Below are 24,337 nucleotides of genomic sequence, written 5' to 3'. Positions count from 1 at the left end.
CGCGAATGAATCAGATCGTTGCGCCTTCGAGTTCGCCTATCATCTTCTGCATCTCGGCACCGCCCGCCATCATGTCGAGCACTTCGTCCTTGCTGATCGTTTCTTTTGTGAACGTACCGAGCGATTTGCCGCGATTGAGCAACGTGAACGAATCGCCGATCGGATAGGCGTGATGCACGTTGTGCGTGATGAAGATCACCGAGATGCCTTTCGCGCGCGCCTTGTGGATCAGCTTCAGCACATTGAAGCTCTGCTTGACGCCGAGCGCAGCGGTCGGCTCGTCGAGGATCAGCACACGCGCGCCGAAATGGATGGCGCGCGCAATCGCAAGGCACTGTTTTTCGCCGCCCGACATCGTGCCGATCGGCTGATGCGGATCGCGCACGTTGATGCCCATTTCTGCGAGCTTGTCGCGGGCTGTCGTCGCGCTCGTTTCGAGGTCCATCACGTTCAGGAACCCGAACAGTTTCCTTTGCGGCTCGCGTCCCATGAAGAAATTACGCGCGACGGAGAGCAGCGGCACCAGCGCGAGATCCTGATAGACGGTCGCAATGCCGAGGTCCAGCGCGTCTTTGGGCGACTCGAACAGCACCGGCTTGCCGTCGACGAGATACTGGCCCGACGACGGTTGATGTACGCCCGCCAGAGTCTTGATCAGCGTCGACTTGCCCGCGCCGTTGTCGCCGAGCAGGCAATGAACTTCGCCGCGTTTCAGGCGCAAGGTCACGCCGCTTAGCGCGATTACTTTTCCAAAGTACTTGTTGACGTTCTCGAGAGCGAGGATCACGTCGTCCTGCGGCGCGGCACTCGACAGGTTCATTTCGTTCGTCACATGGTTCGTATCGGACATGTGCGTCTCCTCGTTACGATTGCGCGACGCGACGGCGCACATAGTGATTGAACAGCACGGCGATGAGCAGCATCACGCCGAGGAATACGCGGAACCAGTCGGAACTGACATTCGTATAGGTGATGCCGATTTGCACCACGCCGAAAATCAGCGCGCCGAAACATGCGCCGATCACCGAGCCATAACCGCCCGTCAACAATGTCCCGCCGATCACGGCCGCGATGATTGCCTCGAACTCCTTCTGCAAACCGCGGTCGGCCGCAGCGGAGCCGATATCGCACACTTGCAGCACCGCGAACAGGCACGAGCAGAACGCGGTCAGCACGAAGAGCAGGATTTTTACGCGACGCACCGGAATGCCGACGTTTTTTGCCGCGTTGGCGTCGCCGCCCACTGCGAGGATCCAGTTGCCCGCGCGCGTTTTCGCGAGGACGAATGCGCAGATCGCGGCGAGACCGAACCACCACAGAATCACTTTGGGAATGCCCGGCACGAGCGCGTGACCGTTATCGAGCAGGGTGCCGATGCCGTGATGCGCGAGCATCGTGAAGAGGCCCTGCAGCGCAACGCCGTGAAAGAGCGTGTTGGCGAGCCAGTCCTGCTGTGCGAGATCGCCCACGCCGGAAACGATGGTGCGGTCCGCGAACATGATCGACAGCGCAAGAGTGAGGCCGCGCAGAATGAAGAGGAACGCGAGCGTGACGATGAACGACGGCAGGCGCGTGCGCATCACGAGATAGCCGTTCAGCGCCCCCAGCAGCATCGAGCCGACGAATGCAAAGAGAATCGCGAGCGAGATCGGCCAGTGAAAGTACACAGTGGGGATCGCGACCATCATGCCGGCAAAGCCGATCATCGAGCCGATCGACAGATCGAACTCACCGGCGATCATCAGGAGACACGCGCCCACGGAAAGAATCCCGAGATAAGCGGACACCTGCGACCAGTTCATCACGCCGTCGAGATTGAACATGCCGGAGCCGCCGGCCGTCAACGCGAAGACTAGAAACACCAGCACCGCGCCGGAGATCGCGGCGAACTCGGGGCGGTTCAGCAAATGACCGAACCGTGATTCCTTGCGCACGCGCTCGTCGCGCCCGTCCGTTTCGGGGCGCGACGCAGCGCTATGCGAAGCGGCGCTATTCGAGTCGACGCGCGGTGGAAAGTGCTTGCCGGCTACACCCATGATGTCTCCTTGGAGCCGGCTGTGTGTCCGGGCAAGCGGGAATGCGTTGCGGGAACGACAGCCGGTGAAATGCGCGCTGGCAGCGAAGCCGCCCGGCGGGAGCGTTGCCCGCCGCGCGCGTGACTAGCTAGAGAAAAGAATCAGCGGTACTGCCCTGCGTATTTGATGACCTTGTCGAGGTTTTCCTTCGTGATGAAGCCCGGACCGGAGCGAATATTCTTCGGGCCATACGAGGGCGCCAGGCCGTAAGTGGCAAGCCGTGCCTTGAACTTGGGATTCGCTTCGAGAATCTGGCGAATCTTCGCGGGGTCGGTGGTGTGCTCTTTCTTCACGATGGCCAGCACGGCGACCGGAATGTAGCCCTGCAGATAAGGCTGCTGATCGATCGCGAACTGGATCGTGCCGTTCTGGATCGCCTTCGCGATGTCGTCGGAGAAGTCAAAGGTGCAGAAGTAGATCTTGCCGTTCAGGCCCATTTGCTGCACTGCTTTGAGCGTGGCCGAAGCGGGCGTCGGTCCGAGCGTGAGAATGGCGCCGGTGTTCGGATGATTGCGCAAATAGGCGCTGACTTTCGATTGAATTTCGGTCGGGTCCTGGCCGGAATCGATCGTGGACGACTTGTAGTCGACGCCAAGCGCCTCGGCGAAACCGCGGCAACGGTCGAACGAAACGGTGTTGGTCGCGAGGTGATTCACGCACAGGAACGACTTCACGCCGGCTGCTTTCGCCTTTTCGCCTGCCGCCTTGCCGGCGACGTATTCCGGCTGGCCGATGTGCATGATCGCGCCGAGTTGCGCGCTTTGTTCCTCGGTGCCCGAGTTGATCGTGACGAGCGGGATCTTCTTCGCGGTGACTTTGTTGATAGAGCTTTTCAGCACGTCGAAATCGGCGATGGTGACGATCACACCGTCGTAATTGCGCGCTGCGGCCTGTTCGACGAGACGCGCCATATCGGCGATGTCACCGTTCGGCGGATTGCGATAGTCGGTCTCGACGTTGAAGTCTTCGTCGGCCTGCTTGATGGCGTTTTTGATCGTGTTCCACCACGAATCGGAGTCCGGCGCGTGGCTGATCAGCACGAAATGAGCGTCAGCCGCGCGGGCGGCCGAGGCCGCTCCGAATCCCGTCGCCAACGTCAAAGCCGTCACCAGAATCCTGAGCGTAGCCTTGCCCTTGCAAAGTCTCATGTCTCCACCTTTCTCGGTCTGTCGTTATTGAAGGAGCGTGTGGCGCACGGTACGCAACGCGGCACCGGAGGTGTCGCACGATCGCCGAAGCACCATCGCTCACGACCAAGATTAGGTCATCTTCGAATGGCTTGCAATGGAAATTTCACCGTAGATAAAAATGGAAAATACGTTCCATTTATGCGGTGTGCTGCCTATAATCGGCAACGTCAGCAGCCTCTGCGGCGCACGTCCGAAAGCGTCTGCCGCAGTGCAGTAAAGCCCCGAAGAGAGAACCATGGCGGAAGAGAGCACAGAAGAATTGCCGAGCGTCGAAGAATTGATGCAGCGCATCGCCGATAACTACGAGGCGCTGCCGCGTCAGTTGAAGAACGTCGCGACGTATATCGAGCAACATCGTTCGAGCGTGATGGTGGACCGCACGAGCGACATCGCCGCGAGTTGCGGCGTGCATCCGTCGGCGGTCGTGCGATTTGCGCAGCGCTTTGGTTTCTCCGGCTTCTCCGATTTGCAGGCGGTGTTTCGTCAGGCGTATACAGGCCAGGGTGCGTCGTCGCCCAGTTATCAGCAACGCATTCGCAAGCTCATTGACGAGAAGCCCGGTGCGTTGTCCGGCGGCGCGGTCGCGCGCGAGTTCATCGCGGCTTCGCGTGGCGGTCTCGAAGAACTCGAAGCGGGGCTCGACGACAAACAGTTCGACGCCGCCGTGAAGATGCTGCAACAGGCGGACAACATCTATGTGATCGGCGTGCGGCGCTCGTTTCCGGTGGCGAGCTACATCGTCTATGCGTTGCAGCACACGCCCAAGCGCGTGCACCTCGTATCGGGTTTCGGCGGCATGTACCGCGAGCAGATTCGCAGCGTGAAAAAGGGCGACGTGGTGATCGCGATCAGTTTCGCGCCTTATGCGAAGGAAACGCAGTATTGCCTGCGGGTCGCGCATCATCATCAGGCGAAGACGCTGGTCATTACGGACAGCCAACTATCTCCGCTCGCGCGTTACGCGAGTACCCAGCTGTATGTGAAAGAGGGCAGCGCGTTCGCGTTCCGCTCGCTGACCAGCACGATCTGCCTGTGCCAGGCGCTCTTCATCGCGCTTGCGTACAAGCTCGAATTAAACGTAGAAGAATCGAAAGACACTGGAGGATACGATGACTGACGCAGCAAAACCGATCGACGTCGCAGTGTTCGGCGCGGGCCGTATCGGCAAGATTCACGCGGCCAATCTCGCGCGGCAACCGGGTGTGCGGCTGAAATATGTGGTCGATGTGAATAGCGAGGCGGCCGCGGCGCTGGCTGCCGTGCATGGCGCCAAGGTGGCCGATATTGACGGCGCAATGGGCGACGCGTCCGTCGGCGCCACGGTGATCTGTTCGAGCACGGACACGCATGCGGATCTGATCTTGAAGTCGGCCGCTCAGAAAAAACACGTGTTCTGCGAGAAGCCGGTCGACCTGACGCTGGAGCGTGCGCGGGCTTGTGCTGATGCCGTTGAGCGCGCGGGCGTGGTGTGCATGATCGGCTTTCAGCGCCGCTTCGATCCGACGTTCTCCGCGTTGAAGGCGCGCCTCGATGCGGGCGAGATCGGCACGCCGGAAATGCTGGTGGTGACGAGCCGCGATCCCGGCGCGCCGCCGGTGGACTACATCCGCCATTCGGGCGGCATCTTCAAGGACATGCTGATTCACGACTTCGACATTTTCCGCTGGATTCTCGGTGACGAAGCGGACACGTTGCACGCTACCGGCAGTTGTCTGAGCGACCCGGCAATCGCGGAGGCGGGCGACATTGATTCGACCGCGGTGACCATCCGCACGAAGCGCGGCCGCCTGTGCCAGATCAACACCGCGCGCCGCGCCGCCTACGGCTACGACCAGCGCTTCGAAGTGCTCGGCAGCGCGGGCATGCTGCAGGCGGGCAACGTGCGGCCTACGGAAGTCACCGCTTACTCCAGGACGCAGGTGTCGAGCGACGTGCCCGAAGCATTTTTCCTCGAACGTTATCGCGCCGCTTATGCGCTCGAAATTGCGCATTTCTTCGAGGCGGTCACGCAGGGCAAGCCGGTGCGCACCACGGTGGCCGACGGTTTGAAAGCGCTGGAACTCGCTGAGGCCGCCACGCGCTCATGGCGTGAGGGGCGTGCGGTGAAGCTCGGCGAGGCCGCGCAATGAGTGCGGCGGCGTCAATGCGGCGGCTGCGTCTCGGCGTGGTCGGCCTCGGGCGGCTCGGCAAACGTCACGCTGAGAACCTCGCGTATCGCGTGCCGGGCGCGGAACTGGTTGCTGCTTGCAGCCCGCTCGAAGAAGAGCGGAGGTGGGCGCGCGACGCTTTGCCGTCGCCGCGCCTTTACGATGACTACGCGCGGCTGCTGGACGACAAAGACGTGGACGCCGTGTGGCTCGTCACGCCGTCGTCGTTGCACGCGCAGCAGATCGTCGACGCTTTGCGCGCCGGTAAGCACGTGTTCTGCGAGAAGCCTTTGTCGCTCGATCTGGCCGAGTGCGAACGCGTGCTGCACGAGGCCGCGCAGTTCCCGCATCTGCAGGCGACGATTGGCTTCATGCGGCGTTTCGATCCGAGCTACAAGGACGCCTTCGACAAAATCGAAGCGGGCGCGATCGGGCGGCCGTTTCTCGTGCGCTCGCAAACCACCGACAAGAACGATACCGACGGCTTCTTCGTGCGCTTCGCGGCAACTTCCGGCGGCATTTTCCTTGACTGCACGGTGCATGACATCGACGTCGCGCGCTGGCTGCTCGGAAAGCCGCGCGCAAAGCGCGTGTTCGCGGCGGGCGCTGTCGCGCTGCACGAAGGCCTGCGTGAATTCGGCGATGTGGATAACGGCGTGGCGATCTGCGAATTCGAGGACGGCAAGCTCGCCATGTTCTACGCGTCGCGGACCCAGGCACACGGCAACGACACCCACAGCGAGGTGATCGGCACGACGGGCGGACTGACCATTGGCCGTAATCCGCGCGCGAATCGCGTCGAGATTTACGACGCGACGGGCATTCGCAACGAGTGCACGCCGAGCTTTTTCGATCGCTTCGAAGAAGCGTTTCTGCACGAGGCGCGCGCGTTTGTCGCGTCGGTGCAGGGCGGGGCGGGATCGACCGTGCAAGCGGGCGCGACGCTCGCCGACGCGCTGGAAGCGACGCGCATCGGCAATGCGTTGCGGCAGTCGCTGCAAAGCGGGCAGGCTGTGACGCTGTAGCGTCGATATGGATGGTTGGACGGCGTGGTGCGCGGTGCCTGCGCCGGCAAGGCGGCGAAGGCTGCGGTAGAATTTGACCCTCTGTCCGGCGTCGCGAACGACGCCTTGTCCCGAAGGTCATCGTCGATGCAAATTCAGATTCATAAGGAAGTCGATGCGCGCGGGCTGATGTGCCCGCTGCCCATTTTGCGCGCCAAGAAGGCGCTCGCCGATATGGAAAGCGGTCAGATTCTCAAGGTGCTCGCCACCGACCCCGGCTCGCAGCGCGATTTCGCCGCGTTCGCGAAGCAGACGGGCAATGAGATCGTCGAGAGTTCGGCGCACGACAAGGTCTTTACGTTCCTGATGAAGCGCCGCTGAAGCGCATACATTCAGACGCACGCCTCCAAACAAAAGGCGCTGTGCCCGCGAAAGCGGGGCACAGCGCCTTTTTGACTTTCGGGAGATGCCTCGCGATTCAAGGCATCTCGCAGAGGCTTTAGCCTTCCAGAACCGGCGAACGGGTACGCAGATATTCGTCGAAATCCGCGGCCACTTCGGGGTGGCGCAGCGCGAACTCGACCGTTGCCTTCAGATAGCCAAGCTTGCTGCCGCAGTCGAAACGCGTGCCGTGGTACTTGTACGCGAGAACCTGTTCGTCGGCGAGCAACGACTGGATTGCGTCCGTAAGCTGCAGTTCGCCGCCGGCGCCCGGCTTGATCGAGCGGATGTGATCGAAAATACGCGGTTTGAGCACGTAGCGGCCCACTACGCCGAGATTCGACGGTGCGACGCTCGGCTCCGGCTTTTCGACGATGCCCGACATCTTGATGATCGAGTCTTCCCATTCCTTGCCGTCGACAATACCGTACGACTTGGTTTCCTGCGCCGGGATCTCTTCGACGCCGATCACCGAGCTGTGATAGTGGTCGAACACCTCGATCATTTGCGTCATGACGGGCGGCGTGCCGTACAGCAAGTCGTCAGCCAGAATCACCGCGAACGGGTTGTCGCCCACCAGCTTTTCCGCGCACAGCACGGCGTGGCCGAGGCCGAGCGCTTCGGGCTGACGCACGTAGAAGCAGTCCACATGGCTCGGCTTGATGCTGCGCACGAGTTCGAGGAGCTTGTCCTTGCCGCGCGCTTCCAGTTCGGCTTCGATTTCATACGACTTATCGAAGTGATCTTCAATCGCCCGTTTGCTGCGGCCCGTGACGAAGATCATTTCGGTGATGCCGGCCGCCATCGCTTCTTCCACCGCGTACTGAATCAGCGGCTTGTCGACGATGGGCAGCATTTCCTTCGGGCTTGCCTTCGTGGCAGGGAGGAACCGGGTGCCAAGACCTGCTACCGGAAATACTGCCTTTGTAACTTTTAGCATGTGATTACCCTGAGTCCTCTGGTTTAGCTATCTGTCCGTGCCCACCGCGCGGGCGGGCGTAGAGCGTCGATCAGGCCGGCAAGCGCGCGAGCTGCGCTTTCAGCTTGCCGACAGTCGCTTCGAATTCCGCCAGCCTTTTCTGCTCCTGCTCGACGACTGCGGGCGGCGCCTTGGCGACAAAACTTTCGTTCTGCAGTTTAGCGTTGCACTTGACGACTTCTGTGCTCAACCGCGCAATCTCTTTCGACAACCGCTCGCGCTCGACCGCGACGTCGATTTCCACCTTCAGCACGAGCTTGTCACTGCCTACGATAGCAATTGGCGCGCCATCTGCTTGCGCGTCGAGCGCGGCTTCGTCGGCAATGATCTGCACTTCCGACAAACGGGCCAATGCCTGGGCGTACGGAGCAAAGGTGCGCAGACGCTCCGCGTTGCCGGTAGCGAGCAACGGCACCTTGACCGCCGGCGACAGATTCATTTCGCCGCGCAGATTCCGGCACGCATCGATCACTGCTTTCAGGTCGGCCGCCCATTGCTCCGCGTCTTCGTCGAGCTTCGACATCTCGGCAACGGGGTACGGCTGCACCATGATGGACGCTTCGCCCTCGGCCTTGCCCGCGGGATAACGCCCGGCCAACGGCGCAACTTTTTGCCACAACGCCTCGGTGATGAACGGAATCACCGGGTGCGCGAGGCGCAACACCGTCTCGAGCACGCGCAGCAGGGTGCGCCGCGTGGCGCGCTGCTGGTTCGGCTGACCCGTCTGGATCTGAACCTTGGCGAGTTCGAGATACCAGTCACAGTATTCGTCCCAAACGAACTTGTATAGGGCGTTGGCCACATTGTCGAAGCGATAGTCGGCGAAACCCCTGGCGATCTCGGTTTCCACGCGCTGCAGGCGGGACACGATCCAGCGATCCGCCGACGAGAAGTTCAGGTGGCCGTCCGGGCCGCACTCGCCGCACTGTTCCGGCTTGCCGAAACCGCAATCGTGGCCTTCGCAGTTCATCAGCACGAAGCGGGTGGCGTTCCACAGCTTGTTGCAGAAATTGCGGTAGCCCTCGCAGCGTGCGAGATCGAAGTTGACGTTGCGCCCGAGCGTGGCCATTGACGCCATCGTGAAGCGCAGCGCGTCGGTGCCGAATGCGGGAATGCCGTCGGGAAATTCCTTGCGGGTTTTCTTTTCGATCGACGCGGCCTGCTTCGGGTTCATGAGGCCGGTGGTCCGTTTGGCGACGAGGGCGTCAAGGCCGATGCCGTCGACGATATCGATCGGATCGAGCGTATTGCCCTTGCTCTTCGACATTTTCTGACCTTCGGCGTCGCGCACGAGACCGTGCACGTAGACCGTGTCGAACGGCACCTTGCCCGTGAAGTGCGTGGTCATCATGACCATGCGCGCGACCCAGAAGAAGATGATGTCGAAGCCCGTAACCAGCACCGACGACGGCAGGAAGTGCTTCAGTTCCTGCGTTTCGTTCGGCCAGCCGAGCGACGAGAACGGCACGAGCGCGGACGAAAACCACGTGTCGAGCACGTCTTCGTCGCGTTTGAGCGGGCCCGTGTAGCCGGCTTCTGCCGCTTTTGCATGCGCGCCTTCCTCGGTCTTCGCGACGAAAATCTCGCCATTTTCGCCGTACCACGCAGGAATCTGATGACCCCACCAGAGCTGGCGCGAGATGCACCAGTCCTGAATGTTCTCGAGCCACTGGTAGTAGGTGGTGGTCCAGTTTTCCGGCACGAACCGGATTTCGCCGTTGCGAACCACGTCGAGCGCGGTTTCGGCGATCGATTTGCCCGGATTGAACGTGCCTTCAGGCGCCGGTTTGCTCATCGCGACGAACCACTGGTCGGTCAGCATCGGCTCGATCACGACGCCGGTGCGGTCGCCGCGCGGCACCATCAGCTTGTGCGGCTTGACCGATTCCAGCGCGCCGAGCGCTTCGAGGTCGGCGACGACCTGCTTGCGGGCTTCGAAACGGTCGAGGCCACGGTATTTTTCCGGCGCGTTGTCGTTGATCTTCGCGTCGAGCGTGAGGATCTCGATTTGCGGCAGCTTGTGGCGCAGGCCGACCTGATAGTCGTTGAAGTCGTGCGCGGGCGTGACCTTGACGACGCCCGTGCCGAACTCGCGGTCGACGTAGTCGTCGGCGATGATCGGCACTTCGCGGCCCGACAGCGGCAGCGTGACGGTCTTGCCGATCAGATGCGCGTAGCGCTCGTCTTCCGGATGGACCATCACGGCGGTGTCGCCGAGCATGGTTTCGGGCCGCGTGGTCGCGACCGTCAGATGGCCGGAGCCGTCGGTGAGCGGATACTGAATGTGCCACAGGTGGCCGTTTTCTTCTTCGCTGACCACTTCGAGATCGGAAACGGCGGTGAGCAGCACCGGGTCCCAGTTGACGAGGCGTTTGCCGCGATAGATCAGGCCCTGTTCATAAAGGCGCACGAACACGTCGCGCACGGCGGCCGACATCTTGTCGTCCATCGTGAAGTATTCGCGCGACCAGTCGATCGACGCGCCGAGGCGGCGCACCTGGTTCGTGATGGTCGAGCCGGATTCCTGCTTCCATTCCCAGACGCGTTCGACGAATTTTTCGCGGCCGAGGTCGTGGCGCGACACGCCTTTCGCGTCCAGTTGCCGTTCGACGACGATCTGCGTGGCGATGCCCGCGTGGTCGGTGCCCGGCACCCACAGCGTGTTGTCACCGAGCATGCGGTGATAGCGGGCGAGGCCGTCCATGATGGTCTGGTTGAACGCGTGGCCCATGTGAAGGGTGCCCGTGACGTTCGGCGGCGGCAACTGGATCGAGAAGTCTTTCCTGTTCCCGTCGAAAGAGGGCGCCGCGTAGGCGCGCTTTTCCCATTCGGGGCCCCAGTGCGCTTCGATGGTGTGCGGCTCGAAGCTTTTGGCAAGGGTAGAGGAGGTGTCGCTCGGGGTGTCGCTCATGGGTCGATCGGCTGGTAAATGCGGAGAATGTTCGATTATAAAGGGCGCCGGGGCGCGGCTCTGGTTTTGGTGTTTCTCTGCTGCCGGAGGCTCGAAGGCGAGCGCCTGGCGACGCTGGCCCGAGGTGAGGTGCCGACGCTGCGCGACGTGTGCGACAACACGCTGACTGGCTTCGGGCCGCGCTTGCGGCCTAACGGCTCCGTGTCGTTCGTGTACCGCTGGAGCGTACCTGAAGGCCAGCAGAAAAGAAGCATCGGACGCCGCCCGGGGATAACCGTCGAGGAAGCATGGGCGGCCGCAAAGGCGTTCATGGGCGTGCCGATCACCGCTTGCTCCGCAGGCAGAAGAGGCCGATTCCCACCGCGACAATCAACTGTGGCGCAATCAGACGAATCCAATTTTGTGAATTTCATTGCGCGCGCACAAACCGTGACAGTTCTTGACGATCCCAAGGGCCGGATCGTGGGACCATCGCGCGGCTGTATTCCGCAGACAAAATGGTCTCCTGCACCGGGCTGGAGTTGGTCACGCGGATGTAACCCCGCATCGACGGGATTCAGGACCGGACCGCCAGAGGAAACGAATGCCGTGACGAAGCCGCATCAACCGCTCGCAGACCCCGAACTGCTCGATTACTACACCGGTGAACTGCTCTATGCAGGCAGCCGTGCGCAGGAATTCGCCGCAGGGCACCTGAAGATCGCGGCGCGGCTGGGCATGCAGGCGGGCGGGATCGACGACCCCTCTGTCGAGCGCCTGGTCCAGGCCTCCGCGTTCGTGAACGCCCGCGCGCAGATGCGCATCGACCGTGCGCCGGATCCGTTCACGCAGCGCCTGCTCGAGGGCGTGCATCCCAACTACGTCACGCCGTTGCCGTCGATGGCGCTCGTGCAGTTCTACCCTGGCGAAGGTGCCGGACAGGGCGGCGAGGCACAGACGCTGCCGCGTGGCACGCCCCTTTTCTCGCGTGCGCATGAAGGTCAGACGCCGGTGGAATTGTGCACCGCCTTCGATGTGACCGTCCAGCCACTGACGATTGCCGCCGTCACTGCGGGCGGTATTCCGCCCGATATTCCCAACCTTTACCGCCATGTGTCCGGAGGTGCCCAGGTGCGCGGCTCGCTGCGCCTGCGCATCCGGACAACCCACGGCGGCCCCATTCGCGCGCTGTCCGCTCTGGACCGCCTGCCTGTTTATCTGTGTGGCGCGGAGCGGATTGCCTCGCAGCTCTTCGATCTGATCCACACGGCGACTGTGGCGAGCATTACGGGCGTGCCGGGGAAGTTTGCGACGGGCGAGCTGCACAGCGTGTTCCAGGACGGCATGCGCAATGGCCGTATCGAGCATGCGGTTGAGTATGAGGGGCTGGAGCCGCAGCGGAGTCTCCTGCCGCCCGTCCATGAGGGCATGCACGGCCATAACCTGCTGCACGAGTACATGGTTTTTCCGCAACGGTTCTGGTTCTTCACACTCGCGGGCCTGGCCGGTGGGCTGTCGCGCATCGACGAACCCGAAGCCGAGCTCGTGCTGCTGCTATCCCGCGAGCCGGGAGAACTGGCGCAGCATGTCGATGCCTCGCAGTTTGCGCTGCACTGTGTGCCTGTCGTGAACCTGTATCCGGCAGCGTCCGAGCGGCTGAAGGTGGCCCCCCAGGACAGCGAACACCGGCTCGTGCCCGAGGTGACCGCGCCCGACGATCATCTGCTTCACTCGGTCAATCACATCATCGGCCAGGTGGACGATGACGCGACATCTGAGGCAATTCCCTTTGTGCCTCAGGACGTGGCACTCCCAAACGACGAGCGTCGCGATGCGCGCCGCTTTACCGTGCGGCGTGAACTGGAACTGCCGGCGGACAACGTGCGCCGCTACGCCACCCACCAGCCGTTTGTGCGCACCCATACATGGCTGTCGCTCCTGCGGCACGACCAGCAGCCAGACGATTCGGGGGTGCGCTACCTGTCACTCGATGCATGGCTGACCAATGGCGACCTGCCTTGCACACTGCCGCGCAATGGCCGCGATGACCTGATCGTGCACGGTGCGAAATCAGTCGCCAGTGTGGGCTTCGTGCGGCCACCCACCATGCCCGGGCCACCGCTGGCGCGTGGCGAGGCGGCATGGAAGCTTCTGCGGCAGTTGAACCTCGAATACGGCGTGTTCGATGACGAATACGACGAGCCGTGGCCCGGCGAGGGGCTGCGCATGATGCTGGAGCCGTACCTCGCTGCAGGTGCACCGCAAATGCGCCACCAACTCGATGGCCTCATCGCTGCGCAGGCTGTTCCGGTGAACGACTGGCACCGGATCGCGGGCGACATGCAGTTCATGCGCGGCATCGGTATCACGCTGGAGTTTGACGAGGCGGCGTTCGAAGGCTGGTCGGCCTTCACGTTCGCCCTCGTGCTGGAGCGCTACGTGGCCCGCCACGTTTCCAGACATTCCTTCACGCGCACTACGTTCAGGACGAAGCAGCGTGGCGCGGTTTTCACCTGGCCCGCGCGTGACGGTACGCGCGAGGTTTTCTAGGAGGTGCATTCATGTCATGGAATACCCAGGCCCGCACGCTTGAGGTGAGCTGCGAGGCGTTTCCGACCTACCGGGGCGAGCCGGTGTTCGTGGCCACGCGCCTGGCGGGCACGGAAAAACTCGGCCGTCTCTACGACTATGAGGTCGATGTCTCGACCATCGAGGCGGACGGCCTGTACATCAGCGAATTACACAAGCTGGTTGATGTCAACAAGCTGGTGGGCAAGCGCATGACGGTGCGCATCGCCATCGGAGGCAACGGCACCTGGCAGAACGGCCTGACACTGGACAGCGGCGTGAACTTCGGGGCCGACATCCGCGAGATCACGGGCGTGATCACCGAGGCAAGCTGCCTTGGAGCGGAAGCGCCGCGCCGCATGTTCTATCGCTTTCGCCTGCGGCCCGCGCTCTGGCTCACCAGCCTGAACCGCGAAAACCGCGCGTTCATGGACAAGGATGTCGTCGAGATTACGCGCGAGGTCCTGAAGAAGTATCCCATCGAGGTGCGCTACCGTCTCAGCGGCCCCGGTGGCCAGAAAAGCTACTACCCGAAAAGGGACTACACCCGACAGTGGTTTGAATCTGACTGGAATTTTCTGGACAGACTATGGCAAGAATTCGGGGTGACATTTTTCCAGCAAGGCGACACCCTGGTGCTGTTCGACAACGCGAGCTGGAAGAAGCATGGCCCCGCGTACCGGACCATCCGGTATCTCGACCGGGGCGGCCAGCGCATTGACGAGGAGCATGTTCATACTTTGAAGCTCGCGCGGGCGCTGACCACCGGCCAGACGACGGTCACCGACTACGACTATATGCAGGGCGAGTCGCACCGCACGTACACGGTCAAGATGCATCGGGACGCCTCGCACGACAACGCCGAGGAGTACATCCAGGCCGACTATGCGCAGCCGCTGCAGGGGGCGATGGGTGTCAATGGCCAGCGCAACGACGAGCAGTATGAGGCTCGATTCCTGGCACGGGTGCGCGTCGATGCGCACCGCTGCAAATCAATGCGCATCAAGGGGGAAGGCAACCTGCGGGGCCTGATGACGGGTTACTCGTTCTTCCTTGAAGGCTATCCGTACCAGCCGGCGAACGCCGAGTACGTGGTGACTGGCACGACAATCGAAATCGTGAACAACGACACGGTCACCCAGGGTGGCGGCCTGAAACGCCAGTACACGTGCAAGACGAAGTTCACGGCGCAGGACGCCAACGAGGTATACCGCACGCCGCTGAAGGCGAAGAAGCCACGCGCGTTTGCCGAGACCGCCATCGTGTGCGGCTACGACAACCCGGTTGTGACCACGGACCCGCTCGCGCGGCTGCGCCTGTGGTTCACCTGGGACCGCAAGGGCCAGCGCGACGGGCAGGCCACGTGCTGGGTGCCGCTCGCGCAGCCGTGGCAGGGTACGCGCCGTGGTGCCATCTGGATTCCGCGTGTGGACGACCACGTCCATGTGGGCTATTACAACTCGGACCCGGACCGCCCATTCATCCTGGCAAGCCACACGACGAACGATAACAAGACGCCGTGGGACCTGCCCGCGAACGAGGCGCTGTCGGGCTGGCGCAGCCAGGACATTGGCAGGAAAAGCGGGTCTGCCTCGAACAGCGTGGTGACCGACGACACGCCCGGCAGGCTTCAGGTGCAGGTGACGAGTGACCATGCCAACTCGCGCTTCGTGGCGGGCTTCAACACACGCATTGATGGCAATAAGGGGCGCACGGAGGCGCGTGGGGAAGGCATCGAGGTGGCCACCGAAGCACACGCGGTAATGCGGGCGAACAAGGGCACGCTGATCACGACAGAGCCGCGCTCCGGTGCAACGGCGCCCGCGCTGGATCGGGGGGAAACAGTCCAGCGCCTGGCCCAGGCAGCGGAGCAGCATGACGTGCTGGCCGCCGCAGCCGTTCAGGCGGGAGCGCAACAGTCGCAGGACCGGCACGAACTTGGCCAGCCGCTGAAGCAGCAGGCAACGGAAATTGGTCGCACGGGAGACGACGGTCTCGGCGGGCCATCGAAGCCGCACCTCGTTCTGGCCTCCGCTGCCGATGTTGCAGCAACCGCGACCGGCAGTACCCATCTGCATAGCGGCAGACATACCGCCCTGACGAGCGGCGACCATACGAGCGTCAGCACGGGCGGCAACCTGTTCGCTTCGGCACGCAAGGCGATAAGGCTGTTTGCCTATCAACTCGGCATCCGCATCATCGCCTATGCCGAGGACATTAATATTTCCTCGCTGAAGAAGAACCTCAATCTGCTGGCGAAACTCGACATCACCCAGAGTGCCAACCGCATCACGATCAAGGCAACCGAAGAGGTGATGCTGCACGGTGGCGACAGCTATATCAGCCTGAGGAGCGGCAAGATTACCGTCGGCGGCGGTGTCTATGAGGTCAACGCCCAGGCGAAAAACCTGCCCCCGAAACCGATGGGGGTGAATGCGAATGGACTGCCCGATGTCCAGGCGAACGACCAGCTTTTCCGCGTGCTCTCGCCGACGGGCCAGCCGCTTCCTGGTGTGGACTACCAGATGATCGCCCAGTCAGCCGGTCATATCTTCAGGACAGACGAACTGGGACGCTCACCGGCACTGAATACCGTAGAGCAGGAAGGCGCAGCGTTCCAGTTGCACTGGGATGAATTTGCCGCCGCTCGCGGCGAGGTCAATGCGTAATTACGACATGGATCAGGGAACGAGAAAATTTTGGCAGAAAATCTGAAAGCGACCGGCACGACGAATCCCCGGCCCAATACGTGCGTTGACGCGAAGTGTAGTTGTGATGTTATCTGGTCGCTCGCGCAGCAGTTTGCGATGCGGCACCTCGTGACGCATGCGCCGGTTCACCAGCACATGCCCGACTACCGCGAGGGCGATCCGCATGTTTCGGGCATACAGGTTGAAAAGGGAGCGCCGGCGTTCGTCAGTGATCCTGAGGTACGGGCGAGACGCATCGCCGCAGCCTATGCGCGAGTGTTCCTTGAAGACTTCCATCTGGGTGACAAGAGCAAGATCGGCCGCTTCTATTGGCTCGGCCTGGGCGCGTTCGCGTCCAAGCAGGTTGCGGCCACGCTCGCGCTCTGGCGGGTGAAGTATGGCGCACGGTGGTCCGATTTACGCGCAGGCTTGGGCCGTGGCAATCTCTGGCTCTTCAACGATGTTCTGCCGTGGTTCTATGGCTATGCCGCTGGAGCCGGCACCTTCGATATGTGTGCGCAGTCCCGCGATAGCAGGAATTTTGTCGATCAGGTTGCAACCAACTTCTCCCGGCAGAAGAGCCACGCAGAATCAATCGGCAAAGTTCCGTACGAGATTGATGGCGACACGGGGAACAAGAAGGCAAAGCTCGGTTATCTCAAGTGTACGCCGCTGGTTAGTGATGGATTTGCTGCTGTGAGCCAATGGGAGACGGCGGGGGATAAAGCTCGGCCAGATATTGCATTTACTCATTTGCTGGCGATTGCCAGGCACGAACAAGGCGAGGTGCTGCAGGGTCTGATCTACGACGATCCGTCTTTCCAGTGGTGGCTCAACGGCCAGAGAGCTGCACTGGCGACCTCCGACGATACAGCAATCAATGCTTCGGTAAGCAAAATGCAATACGGCTTGTCGGACGGTTCTGATATTGCGCTGTCGCCGGTTGTTCGTGCCTTGGTGCCAAGTCTTCAACTGGTACTTACTGACGAGGACACCACAAACAACCTGGTATTCCGATCCGATGCGCCCGACCGGCTGGTGCTGCAGGATTACCAGAAGCGGATGGGCTGGATTAAAGATGCTGCAACGAAGTATCACCGACTGATGCAAGGCGACTACCGGCAGACGATGCTCGACTACCTCTCAAACATCCGCAACTGGGGCGATATGCCGGACAACTCATGAGGACGTTCCTTGCTGCAGTGCTTGCTATCGGGGCATTTTTGTTTGCCGTTCTGATGTTTTCACTTTACTGGAGTCCCGCTCCATCATTTTCTAACGGTCACGACATGTCCCAATTACCTACGCTTATCAGGCTTGGCAACCCACGAAGCTCCGATCTCAATGGTCCCGGCTCATCCGTCGACAATCATCCCACAGGCGCGAAGTTTTACCAGCGTGACTGGCAAAGAGGCGACCTTGGCACGGTGCAATTCGTGAATGGGAATCACAGTTTCGTGATCGATAACGTCCTGTCGATGATCGGCTTCGCGGCCGAAAACGTACCGGAGGGGATCTACAGGTGGAACATCAGTTTTGGTGTGAGTCCCGGGCAAGCTGATACGCATGAAGCCGCGCGGGACCGGGTTATGAAGTTGCTCGCACAGTTGCGTGCTTCGGGATGGAAGCGCTATGTAGATGTCGGTGATCCTCGCCTTCAGGGCCGAGCGGCATGGCACTACGGTGCCTCATTCCCCGTTGCTGTCTATTCTTTAGATTCGGAATACCCCCCAACGCAAGACGAATGGAATGCGATGTTACGACACACCCCAAGATGGATTTTCTATGGAGATGGTGCTTATCTAACCCTCTCGGTAATGGAAAGCAACATGGGCGGATTCGTCGGAAAGAGCACCTACCTGCTAACGGTCGATGTGAAGAGTGAATACGCTTTTTATGGTCTAGGGTATTTCCCGGGAAAAGCAGAAAAAATCCACAACTGGAAGGCACTATTGCCCGCAGAACTGGAGAAGTACCACGCCATGAGGCTCAAGACGGAAGCTGCACTGAGGGCACAAGGCTCCGTCATCGACACGACTTACCAGGACCCGCCCATCAAGGCGCTGCCGTCGTCCAGTGCATCCGGAAACTGAGCGGGAGGTCGTGGCGATGGAACGAGCGGACACGAATGGCAAGAAGCAGATCGTAGTGGGCGACACGACAAGCCGCGGAGGTACCAGAAGCGGATGGGCTGGATTAAAGATGCTGCAACGAAGTATCACCGACTGATGCAAGGCGACTACCGGCAGACGATGCTCGACTACCTCTCAAACATCCGCAACTGGGGCGATATGCCGGACAACTCATGAGGACAATCCTTGCTGCAGTGCTTGCTATCGGGGCATTTTTGTTTGCCGTTCTGATGGTTTCACATTACTGGAGTCCTCCTCCATCCTTTTCTAACGGTCACGAGATGTCCCGATTACCTACGCTTATCCGGCTTGGCAACCCACAAAGCTCTGACCTTAATGGTCCCGGCTCATCCGTCGACAATCATCCCACAGGCGCGAAGTTTTACCAGCGTGACTGGCAAAGAGGCGACCTTGGCACGGTGCAGTTCGTGAATGGGAATCACAGTTTCGTGATCGATAACGTTCTGTCGATGATCGGCTTCGCGGCCGAAAACGTACCGGAGGGGATCTACGAGTGGAACATCAGTTTTGGTGTGAGTCCCGAGCAAGCTGATACGCATGAAGCCGCGCGTGACCGGGTTATGAAGTTGCTCACACAGTTGCGTGCTTCGGGATGGAAGCGCTATGTAGATGTCGGTGATCCTCGCCTTCAGGGCCGAGCGGCATGGCACTACGGTGCCTCATTCCCCGTTGCTGTCTATTCTTTAGATTCGGAATACCCCCCAACGCAAGACGAATGGAATGCGATGTTACGACACACCCCAAGATGGATTTTCTATGGAGATGGTGCTTATCTAACCCTCTCTGTAATGGAAAGCAACATGGGCGGATTCGTCGGAAAGAGCACCTACCTGCTAACGGTCGATGTGAAGAGTGAATACGCTTTTTATGGTCTAGGGTATTTCCCGGGAAAAGCAGAAAAAATCCACAACTGGAAGGCACTATTGCCCGCAGAACTGGAGAAGTACCAAGCCATGAGGCTCAAGACGGAAGCGGCACTGAGGGCACAAGGCTACGCCATCGACACGACTTACCAGGACCCGCCCATCAAGGCGCTGCAGTCGTTCAGTGCATCGGGAAATTGAGGAGGAAATCATGCTCATGGAACGCGCGGACATGAATGGCAAGAAGCAGATCGTAGTGGGCGATACGACAAGCCACGGCGGTAAGGTTGTTTCGGGCAGCCCGTCTTCGACCTGGGGGCCTTCGGAAATGCTTATCGCGCGTAAGGGTGACAAGGTGACCTGCCCGAAGTGCGCACCTCATATGTTCGAGATTGCCGAGGGCTACGATGGAAGCCTTGATTTCGGCTCGCCCATCGCAGTAGAGGGGCACAAGACCACATGCGGCGCAACGTTGATCGCTAGCGAGCAATGACGCAGCGGGAAGCAAAATTGCATCCTGTACCTCGGCGTGCCCGCGCGGCAAGACAATCACGCCACGTGCTGGCGCGGACGAAGGGTCTGCGCCTGAGCATCGGGGACATGCGCGCGATGCCGCTATGCGACGGACCGGATATCCTGGTCAATCCGTTCGCCAGCACCTCCGGGCTGCGGTGCCCGGCTGGCGGCCCGGCGCCTGCCAGTCATCTGCTGCATTAGCCGTGCGCTTCACTCTCATGAGATGACCTGATGAAGTCTGAACAACCTGATACGGCTTCGGCTGTGCCGCCGCTCTCGCAGGCGCTGATCGCGCACGTGGAAGCCGAGCCGTGGCGTTACGGGTTTATTGCGCTCATGCGCCGGATCAATGCGAACCCGGCCATCGATCCGGTCGGCACGGCTGCACTGACTACCACCGAGACATTCAGGCTCGGCCAGAAGCCGAGCCTGGTCTTCGCTCCACGCGAAATTGCGGATGCCACGCTCAAGGACGGCAGGCTCCGCATCCGGCTCTTTAGTCTCGGCATGCTCGGCCCCAACGGTCCGCTACCTATCCACGTCACGGAGATTGCACGCGAGCGTGAGGAAAGCCGTCGCGATCCAACACTCTGCAATTTCCTCGACATCTTCCATCACCGCTCTCTCTCGCTGATGTTTCGCGCATGGAAGTGGTCGCAGTCGGCGGCGAGCCTCGACCGGGCCGACGACGATCACTTTTCTTTTTACGTGGCCTCGCTGCTGGGGGATGGGGGGCGGCGCGAGCGGCGCTTTCCGCTGGCCTCCCATGCACGCCTGTCGGCCGCGCCACACCTGATACGCCAGTCGCGCAATCCTGACGGCCTGCGTGCCACGCTGGCGCACTACTTTGGCGTGCCGGTGGAGATAAAGGAGTTTGGACTGCACTGGATGGCCATTGAGCCGGGTCGCGAGAGCCGTCTGGGTGGAGAGCGGATGTCGTCCTGCATGGCGATGGGCGCGACCCTCGGGCAGGTGGTCCCTGACCGCAGGCACCGATTCTGTCTCGTGCTTGGGCCGCTCGATTCGGAACAGTATCAGCGCTTTACACCGCGGGGCGCCGACTTGCTCAAGCTCATCGAGTTCGTTTGGACCTTTGTCGGCCGCGAGTATTCCTGGGAGCTTGAGCTGTTGCTCAAGCCGGAAAGCGCGACACCCTCGGTCATGGGCGGCTCTCAGCAGCTCGGCTGGTCGAGCTGGCTGGGCCAGTCACCCCAGTGGAAGCCCATCGCCGGGATGCGCTTCGAGCCGGAAAACTACGTGCGCCAGCTGCGGCAGAAAGTGAAAGCCCGCGCCTCAGGCGACATGCCCGCGTAACGCTCGACCGTTCTTTGAGTTCAACATCGCTGACCTCCTGGCGGGTACCCCGATAAGTCAGCCGGACTGGTGCGTGTCATCGCTCTTCGGCTCGACTCGCGGGATGCCAGTATCCAGGACGGACATCTGGTGCCCGAACTGGATGTCGAAGACGAAGAAGGGGAAGCGCGAACGCTGTGATGTGGCAGGCCGAAAAGGGACCAAAAGAAAGAGCTGCTGCAAGCAAAGGAAACCGCCGCCGCCGCAGCATGAACCCACCGAGGGCGCAAAAAATCCCTTCCCCCTCGCGGGCATATAATGACGAACACCCCGCCGTCCCTCCGAAAAAATGCCCGATCTGCTAGCCAATCTCAACCCCGAACAACACGCCGCCGTCACACTCCCCAACGAGCCCGCGCTCATTCTCGCCGGCGCGGGCAGCGGCAAAACCCGCGTGCTCATCACGCGCATTGCGTGGCTCATCCAGCACGGGCTCGCGTCGCCCGCCACCATTCTGGCCGTGACCTTCACCAACAAGGCCGCGCGCGAAATGATGTCGCGCCTGTCGGCGCTTTTGCCCATCGACACGCGCGGCATGTGGATCGGCACCTTTCACGGCCTGTGCAACCGCATGCTGCGCGCGCATCATCGCGATGCCGGCTTGCCCGCCACCTTCCAGATTCTCGACACCGCCGACCAGCTGTCCGCGATCAAGCGTCTGATGAAGGGCCTGAACATCGACGACGAAAAATATCCGGCCAAGAACCTCCAGTACTTCATCAACAACGCGAAGGAACAAGGACTGCGCCCGAAAGACGTCGACGCCACCGACAATTTCAACCGCAAATTCGTCGAACTGTACGAAGCGTATGACCAGCAGTGTCAGCGTGAAGGCGTCGTCGACTTCCCGGAACTGCTGCTGCGCTGCTATGAACTGCTCGCGCACAATCCGCCGCTGCGCGCGCATTATCAGGCGCGCTTCAGGCACATTCTCGTCGACGAGTTTCAGGACACGAACAAGCTGCAGTACGCGTGGCTGAAGCTGCTCGCGGGTCAGACCAATTCGATCTTTGCGGTCGGCGACGACGACCAGTCGATCTACGCGTTCCGCGGCGCCAACGTCGGCAACATGCGTGATTTCGAACACGAGTTCAATGTCCGGCATCTGATCAAGCTCGAGCAGAATTACCGCTCGCACGGCCATATTCTCGACGCGGCCAATCAGTTGATCGCGAACAATTCGCGGCGTCTCGGCAAGAATCTGCGCACCGACGCCGGTCATGGTGAACCGGTCCGTGTTTATGAATCGGCGACGGATTCGCAGGAAGCCGGCTGGATCGTCGAGGAAATCAAGGCGCTGATCAGCACCGGCACGTCGCGCAGCGAAATCGCGATTCTCTACCGCAGCAATGCGCAGTCGCGCACGATCGAGCACACGCTCGTCAATGCGGGCATCGCGTATCGCGTGTATGGCGGCTTGCGCTTTTTCGAGCGCCAGGAAGTCAAGCACGCGCTCGCGTATCTGCGTCTGATCGACAATCCGAACGACGACACAGCGTTCGCGCGGGTCGTCAATTTCCCCACGCGCGGCATCGGCGCGCGCTCGATCGAACAGCTCGCGGACGCGGCGCGACTGTATAACTGCTCGATGGCCGCGGCGATCCCGTATGTCGCCGGCAAGGCGGGCTCCAGTCTTGCGAGCTTCGCGAACCTGATCGGCAAGATGCGCGCGGAAACGCAGCAGATGAGCCTGCCGGAAACCGTCGAGTATGTGGTCCGTGCAAGCGGTCTCGCGGACTTCTACCAGAACGAGCGGGAAGGTCAGGACCGGCTCGAGAACTTGCAGGAACTCGTCAACGCGGCCGCCGCGTTCGTCAGCGAAGAGGGCTACGGCATGGACACGCCCGCGCGCTCCATTCCGCTGCGTCCGGGCGCCACCGCGGCGCCGGAACTGGCAGTCGCGACCGACGACCCGAACACCGTAGTGCTCGACGCGCCCGGCATCGCCGATCCCGCGCAAAACCCGGACACCATGACGCCGCTCGCCGGCTTCCTGTCGCACGCGGCGCTCGAAGCGGGCGACAACCAGGCGCAAGCCGGCCAGGAAGCCGTGCAACTCATGACGGTGCACGCGGCCAAGGGCCTCGAATTCACGGCCGTGTTCATCACGGGTCTCGAAGAGGGGCTGTTTCCGCACGAGAACAGCGCAATGGAGTCGGACGGACTGGAAGAAGAGCGCCGTCTGATGTATGTCGCCATCACGCGCGCGAAGGAGCGCCTGTATTTGTCGTTCGCGCAAAGCCGGATGCTGCACGGACAGACCCGCTACAACATTCGCTCGCGTTTCTTCGACGAATTGCCCCAGGAAACGCTCAAGTGGCTCACGCCGAAAGTCGAGGCGGGCGCGCGCTGGGGCGGCCGCTCGGACAATGCCGGTTATGGACGAGACTGGTTCGCCCGGCCCGACCGACAGCAACGGTACGGCGGCGGGGCGTCCACGACAGCCGCGCCGTTGCCGGCCTTCGCTAACGAGCAGCGGGCGGCGGAGGCGGGCTTCCGCGTCGGCCAACAGGTGTTCCACACCAAGTTCGGCGAAGGCACGATCACCGCGCTGGAAGGCGGCGGGGCCGACGCGAAGGCGCAAGTCAAGTTCAAGCGCCACGGCGAGAAGTGGCTCGCGCTTGCGGTCGCCAAACTGCAGGCGGTCGAATGAGCGCCGCAAGTCAGGGCCATGACGCAGCGCTGGCCGCGTCGTCGTCGAAGAGACCGCTCGGCATACTCGCGGCCTTGCCGCAAGAACTCGGCGACCTGATCGAGGCGATGCGCGCGGAATCCGGCGTGCGCACCGTCACGCACGGCCGGCGCGACTATCACGTCGGTACCGTCCATGGCGCGCCGTGCGTCGTAACGCTCGCGCGCGTCGGCAAGGTCGCGGCGGCGGCAACGGTCAGCGCATTGATCCATGCATTCGAAGTCGAAGCTGTCGTGTTCACCGGCGTCGCCGGCGGTGTGGGCGCCGAGGTGCGCGTTGGCGACATCGTCGTTGCCAATGCGTTGTTGCAACACGATCTGGACGCGTCGCCGCTCTTTCCGCGTTTCGAAGTGCCGTTGCTCGGCATGTCGCGCTTTAGCGCCGACGCCACATTGGCCGCGCAGCTCGCCGCCGCGTGTGAGCGTTTTGTCGCGGAGGAAGGCGCTGCGTCGGCGGCGCGTTTCGGCACGATGCGGCCGCGCGTGCATCGCGGGCTGATTATCAGCGGCGATCAGTTCGTGGCGAGCGCGGCGGGCGTCAAGGCTTTGCGCGAGGCCTTGCCGGACGCGCTTGCCGTCGAGATGGAAGGCGCCGCGATCGCGCAGGTCTGTCACGAATACGGCGTGCCGTGCGCAGTTGTGCGCACTATCTCCGATACCGCCGACGATCACGCGCCGGCGTCGTTCGTCTCGTTTCTCACCGAGATCGCGGGCGCTTATTCAAACGCGATCCTCACGCGCTTTCTGGTCGCGCGCAGCGCGGGTTGAGTCGAAGCG

At 61.7% G+C, this 24,337-nt stretch carries 18 protein-coding genes and 1 pseudogene; 14 read left to right on the top strand and 5 right to left on the bottom strand.

Annotation, left to right across the window (positions count from 1 at the left end; genetic code table 11):
• Nucleotides 1–10: 10 nt before the first annotated feature.
• The 3 genes from SB753_RS12320 to SB753_RS12310 all read right to left on the bottom strand — a co-directional run bounded on the left by SB753_RS12320 (nt 11) and on the right by SB753_RS12310 (nt 3,223).
• Complete coding sequence (locus SB753_RS12320) at nt 11–850, bottom strand: ATP-binding cassette domain-containing protein (protein WP_408200550.1); 840 nt, start codon at nt 848–850, stop codon at nt 11–13.
• Between the two features lie 13 nt (nt 851–863).
• The gene (locus SB753_RS12315; protein WP_410800323.1) at nt 864–2,036 is read right to left on the bottom strand and encodes an ABC transporter permease; all 1,173 of its coding nucleotides are present in this window, start codon (nt 2,034–2,036) and stop codon (nt 864–866) included.
• 140 nt (nt 2,037–2,176) lie between these two features.
• On the bottom strand, nt 2,177–3,223 hold the full coding sequence (locus SB753_RS12310) for a sugar ABC transporter substrate-binding protein (RefSeq protein WP_088173537.1): 1,047 nt from the start codon (nt 3,221–3,223) through the stop codon (nt 2,177–2,179).
• A gap of 277 nt (nt 3,224–3,500) precedes the next feature.
• Between SB753_RS12310 and SB753_RS12305 the strand changes: the two genes are divergently transcribed.
• From SB753_RS12305 to SB753_RS12290, 4 genes are all read left to right on the top strand, one after another.
• Nucleotides 3,501–4,382 (top strand): MurR/RpiR family transcriptional regulator, encoded by an 882-nt coding sequence (locus tag SB753_RS12305; RefSeq protein ID WP_020069488.1) that lies wholly within the window; start codon nt 3,501–3,503, stop codon nt 4,380–4,382.
• Nucleotides 4,375–5,394, top strand: a complete 1,020-nt coding sequence (gene iolG, locus SB753_RS12300) for an inositol 2-dehydrogenase (RefSeq protein WP_410800322.1) — start codon at nt 4,375–4,377, stop codon at nt 5,392–5,394. Before SB753_RS12305 ends, iolG begins: the two co-directional genes overlap by 8 nt.
• The gene (locus tag SB753_RS12295) at nt 5,391–6,437 is read left to right on the top strand and encodes a Gfo/Idh/MocA family oxidoreductase (RefSeq protein WP_410800321.1); all 1,047 of its coding nucleotides are present in this window, start codon (nt 5,391–5,393) and stop codon (nt 6,435–6,437) included. The genes iolG and SB753_RS12295 overlap by 4 nt, the downstream gene beginning before the upstream one ends.
• Before the next feature lie 132 nt (nt 6,438–6,569).
• Nucleotides 6,570–6,797, top strand: a complete 228-nt coding sequence (locus tag SB753_RS12290; protein WP_027776570.1) for a sulfurtransferase TusA family protein — start codon at nt 6,570–6,572, stop codon at nt 6,795–6,797.
• A 118-nt stretch (nt 6,798–6,915) separates the two neighbouring features.
• Here the strand turns inward: SB753_RS12290 and galU are convergent, their stop codons facing one another.
• Both galU and SB753_RS12280 read right to left on the bottom strand, forming a co-directional pair.
• A complete protein-coding gene (gene galU, locus SB753_RS12285) occupies nt 6,916–7,797 on the bottom strand; it encodes a UTP--glucose-1-phosphate uridylyltransferase GalU (RefSeq protein WP_027776571.1) in 882 nt (293 codons plus the stop codon).
• Between the two features lie 70 nt (nt 7,798–7,867).
• On the bottom strand, nt 7,868–10,747 hold the full coding sequence (locus SB753_RS12280) for a valine--tRNA ligase (protein WP_088173539.1): 2,880 nt from the start codon (nt 10,745–10,747) through the stop codon (nt 7,868–7,870).
• Nucleotides 10,748–10,774: 27 nt separating this feature from the next.
• Between SB753_RS12280 and tssF the strand changes: the two genes are divergently transcribed.
• From tssF to SB753_RS12230, 10 genes and pseudogenes are all read left to right on the top strand, one after another.
• Entirely contained in the window at nt 10,775–13,276 is a 2,502-nt protein-coding gene (gene tssF / locus SB753_RS12275) for a type VI secretion system baseplate subunit TssF (RefSeq protein ID WP_410800320.1), read from the top strand.
• A gap of 11 nt (nt 13,277–13,287) precedes the next feature.
• Nucleotides 13,288–15,963 (top strand): type VI secretion system Vgr family protein, encoded by a 2,676-nt coding sequence (locus SB753_RS12270; RefSeq protein WP_410800319.1) that lies wholly within the window; start codon nt 13,288–13,290, stop codon nt 15,961–15,963.
• Between the two features lie 30 nt (nt 15,964–15,993).
• Complete coding sequence (locus tag SB753_RS12265; RefSeq protein WP_410800318.1) at nt 15,994–17,169, top strand: DUF2515 family protein; 1,176 nt, start codon at nt 15,994–15,996, stop codon at nt 17,167–17,169.
• Nucleotides 17,166–18,077 carry a hypothetical protein gene (locus SB753_RS12260; protein ID WP_410800317.1) on the top strand — a complete coding sequence of 304 codons (912 nt, stop codon included), beginning with the start codon at nt 17,166–17,168 and terminating at the stop codon, nt 18,075–18,077. The genes SB753_RS12265 and SB753_RS12260 overlap by 4 nt, the downstream gene beginning before the upstream one ends.
• Nucleotides 18,078–18,167: 90 nt before the next feature.
• Nucleotides 18,168–18,293 (top strand): annotated as a pseudogene (locus tag SB753_RS12255) (hypothetical protein); the annotation flags it as partial.
• On the top strand, nt 18,290–19,201 hold the full coding sequence (locus SB753_RS12250) for a hypothetical protein (protein WP_410800316.1): 912 nt from the start codon (nt 18,290–18,292) through the stop codon (nt 19,199–19,201). The pseudogene SB753_RS12255 and the gene SB753_RS12250, both read left to right, overlap by 4 nt.
• 10 nt (nt 19,202–19,211) lie before the next feature.
• A complete protein-coding gene (locus SB753_RS12245) occupies nt 19,212–19,493 on the top strand; it encodes a PAAR domain-containing protein (RefSeq protein ID WP_410800315.1) in 282 nt (93 codons plus the stop codon).
• A 254-nt stretch (nt 19,494–19,747) separates the two neighbouring features.
• Nucleotides 19,748–20,830, top strand: coding sequence for a type VI secretion system baseplate subunit TssG (gene tssG, locus SB753_RS12240; RefSeq protein WP_310068350.1), 1,083 nt, complete (start codon nt 19,748–19,750; stop codon nt 20,828–20,830).
• Nucleotides 20,831–21,158: 328 nt separating this feature from the next.
• Complete coding sequence (locus SB753_RS12235; protein ID WP_410800314.1) at nt 21,159–23,522, top strand: UvrD-helicase domain-containing protein; 2,364 nt, start codon at nt 21,159–21,161, stop codon at nt 23,520–23,522.
• The gene (locus SB753_RS12230; RefSeq protein WP_410800313.1) at nt 23,519–24,328 is read left to right on the top strand and encodes a 5'-methylthioadenosine/adenosylhomocysteine nucleosidase; all 810 of its coding nucleotides are present in this window, start codon (nt 23,519–23,521) and stop codon (nt 24,326–24,328) included. The genes SB753_RS12235 and SB753_RS12230 overlap by 4 nt, the downstream gene beginning before the upstream one ends.
• Nucleotides 24,329–24,337 lie beyond the last annotated feature (9 nt).

This window comes from Paraburkholderia sp. SIMBA_053, assembly GCF_046534895.1.
Taxonomy (GTDB): domain Bacteria; phylum Pseudomonadota; class Gammaproteobacteria; order Burkholderiales; family Burkholderiaceae; genus Paraburkholderia; species Paraburkholderia caledonica.
This window is presented reverse-complemented; position numbering and strand designations above follow the sequence as displayed.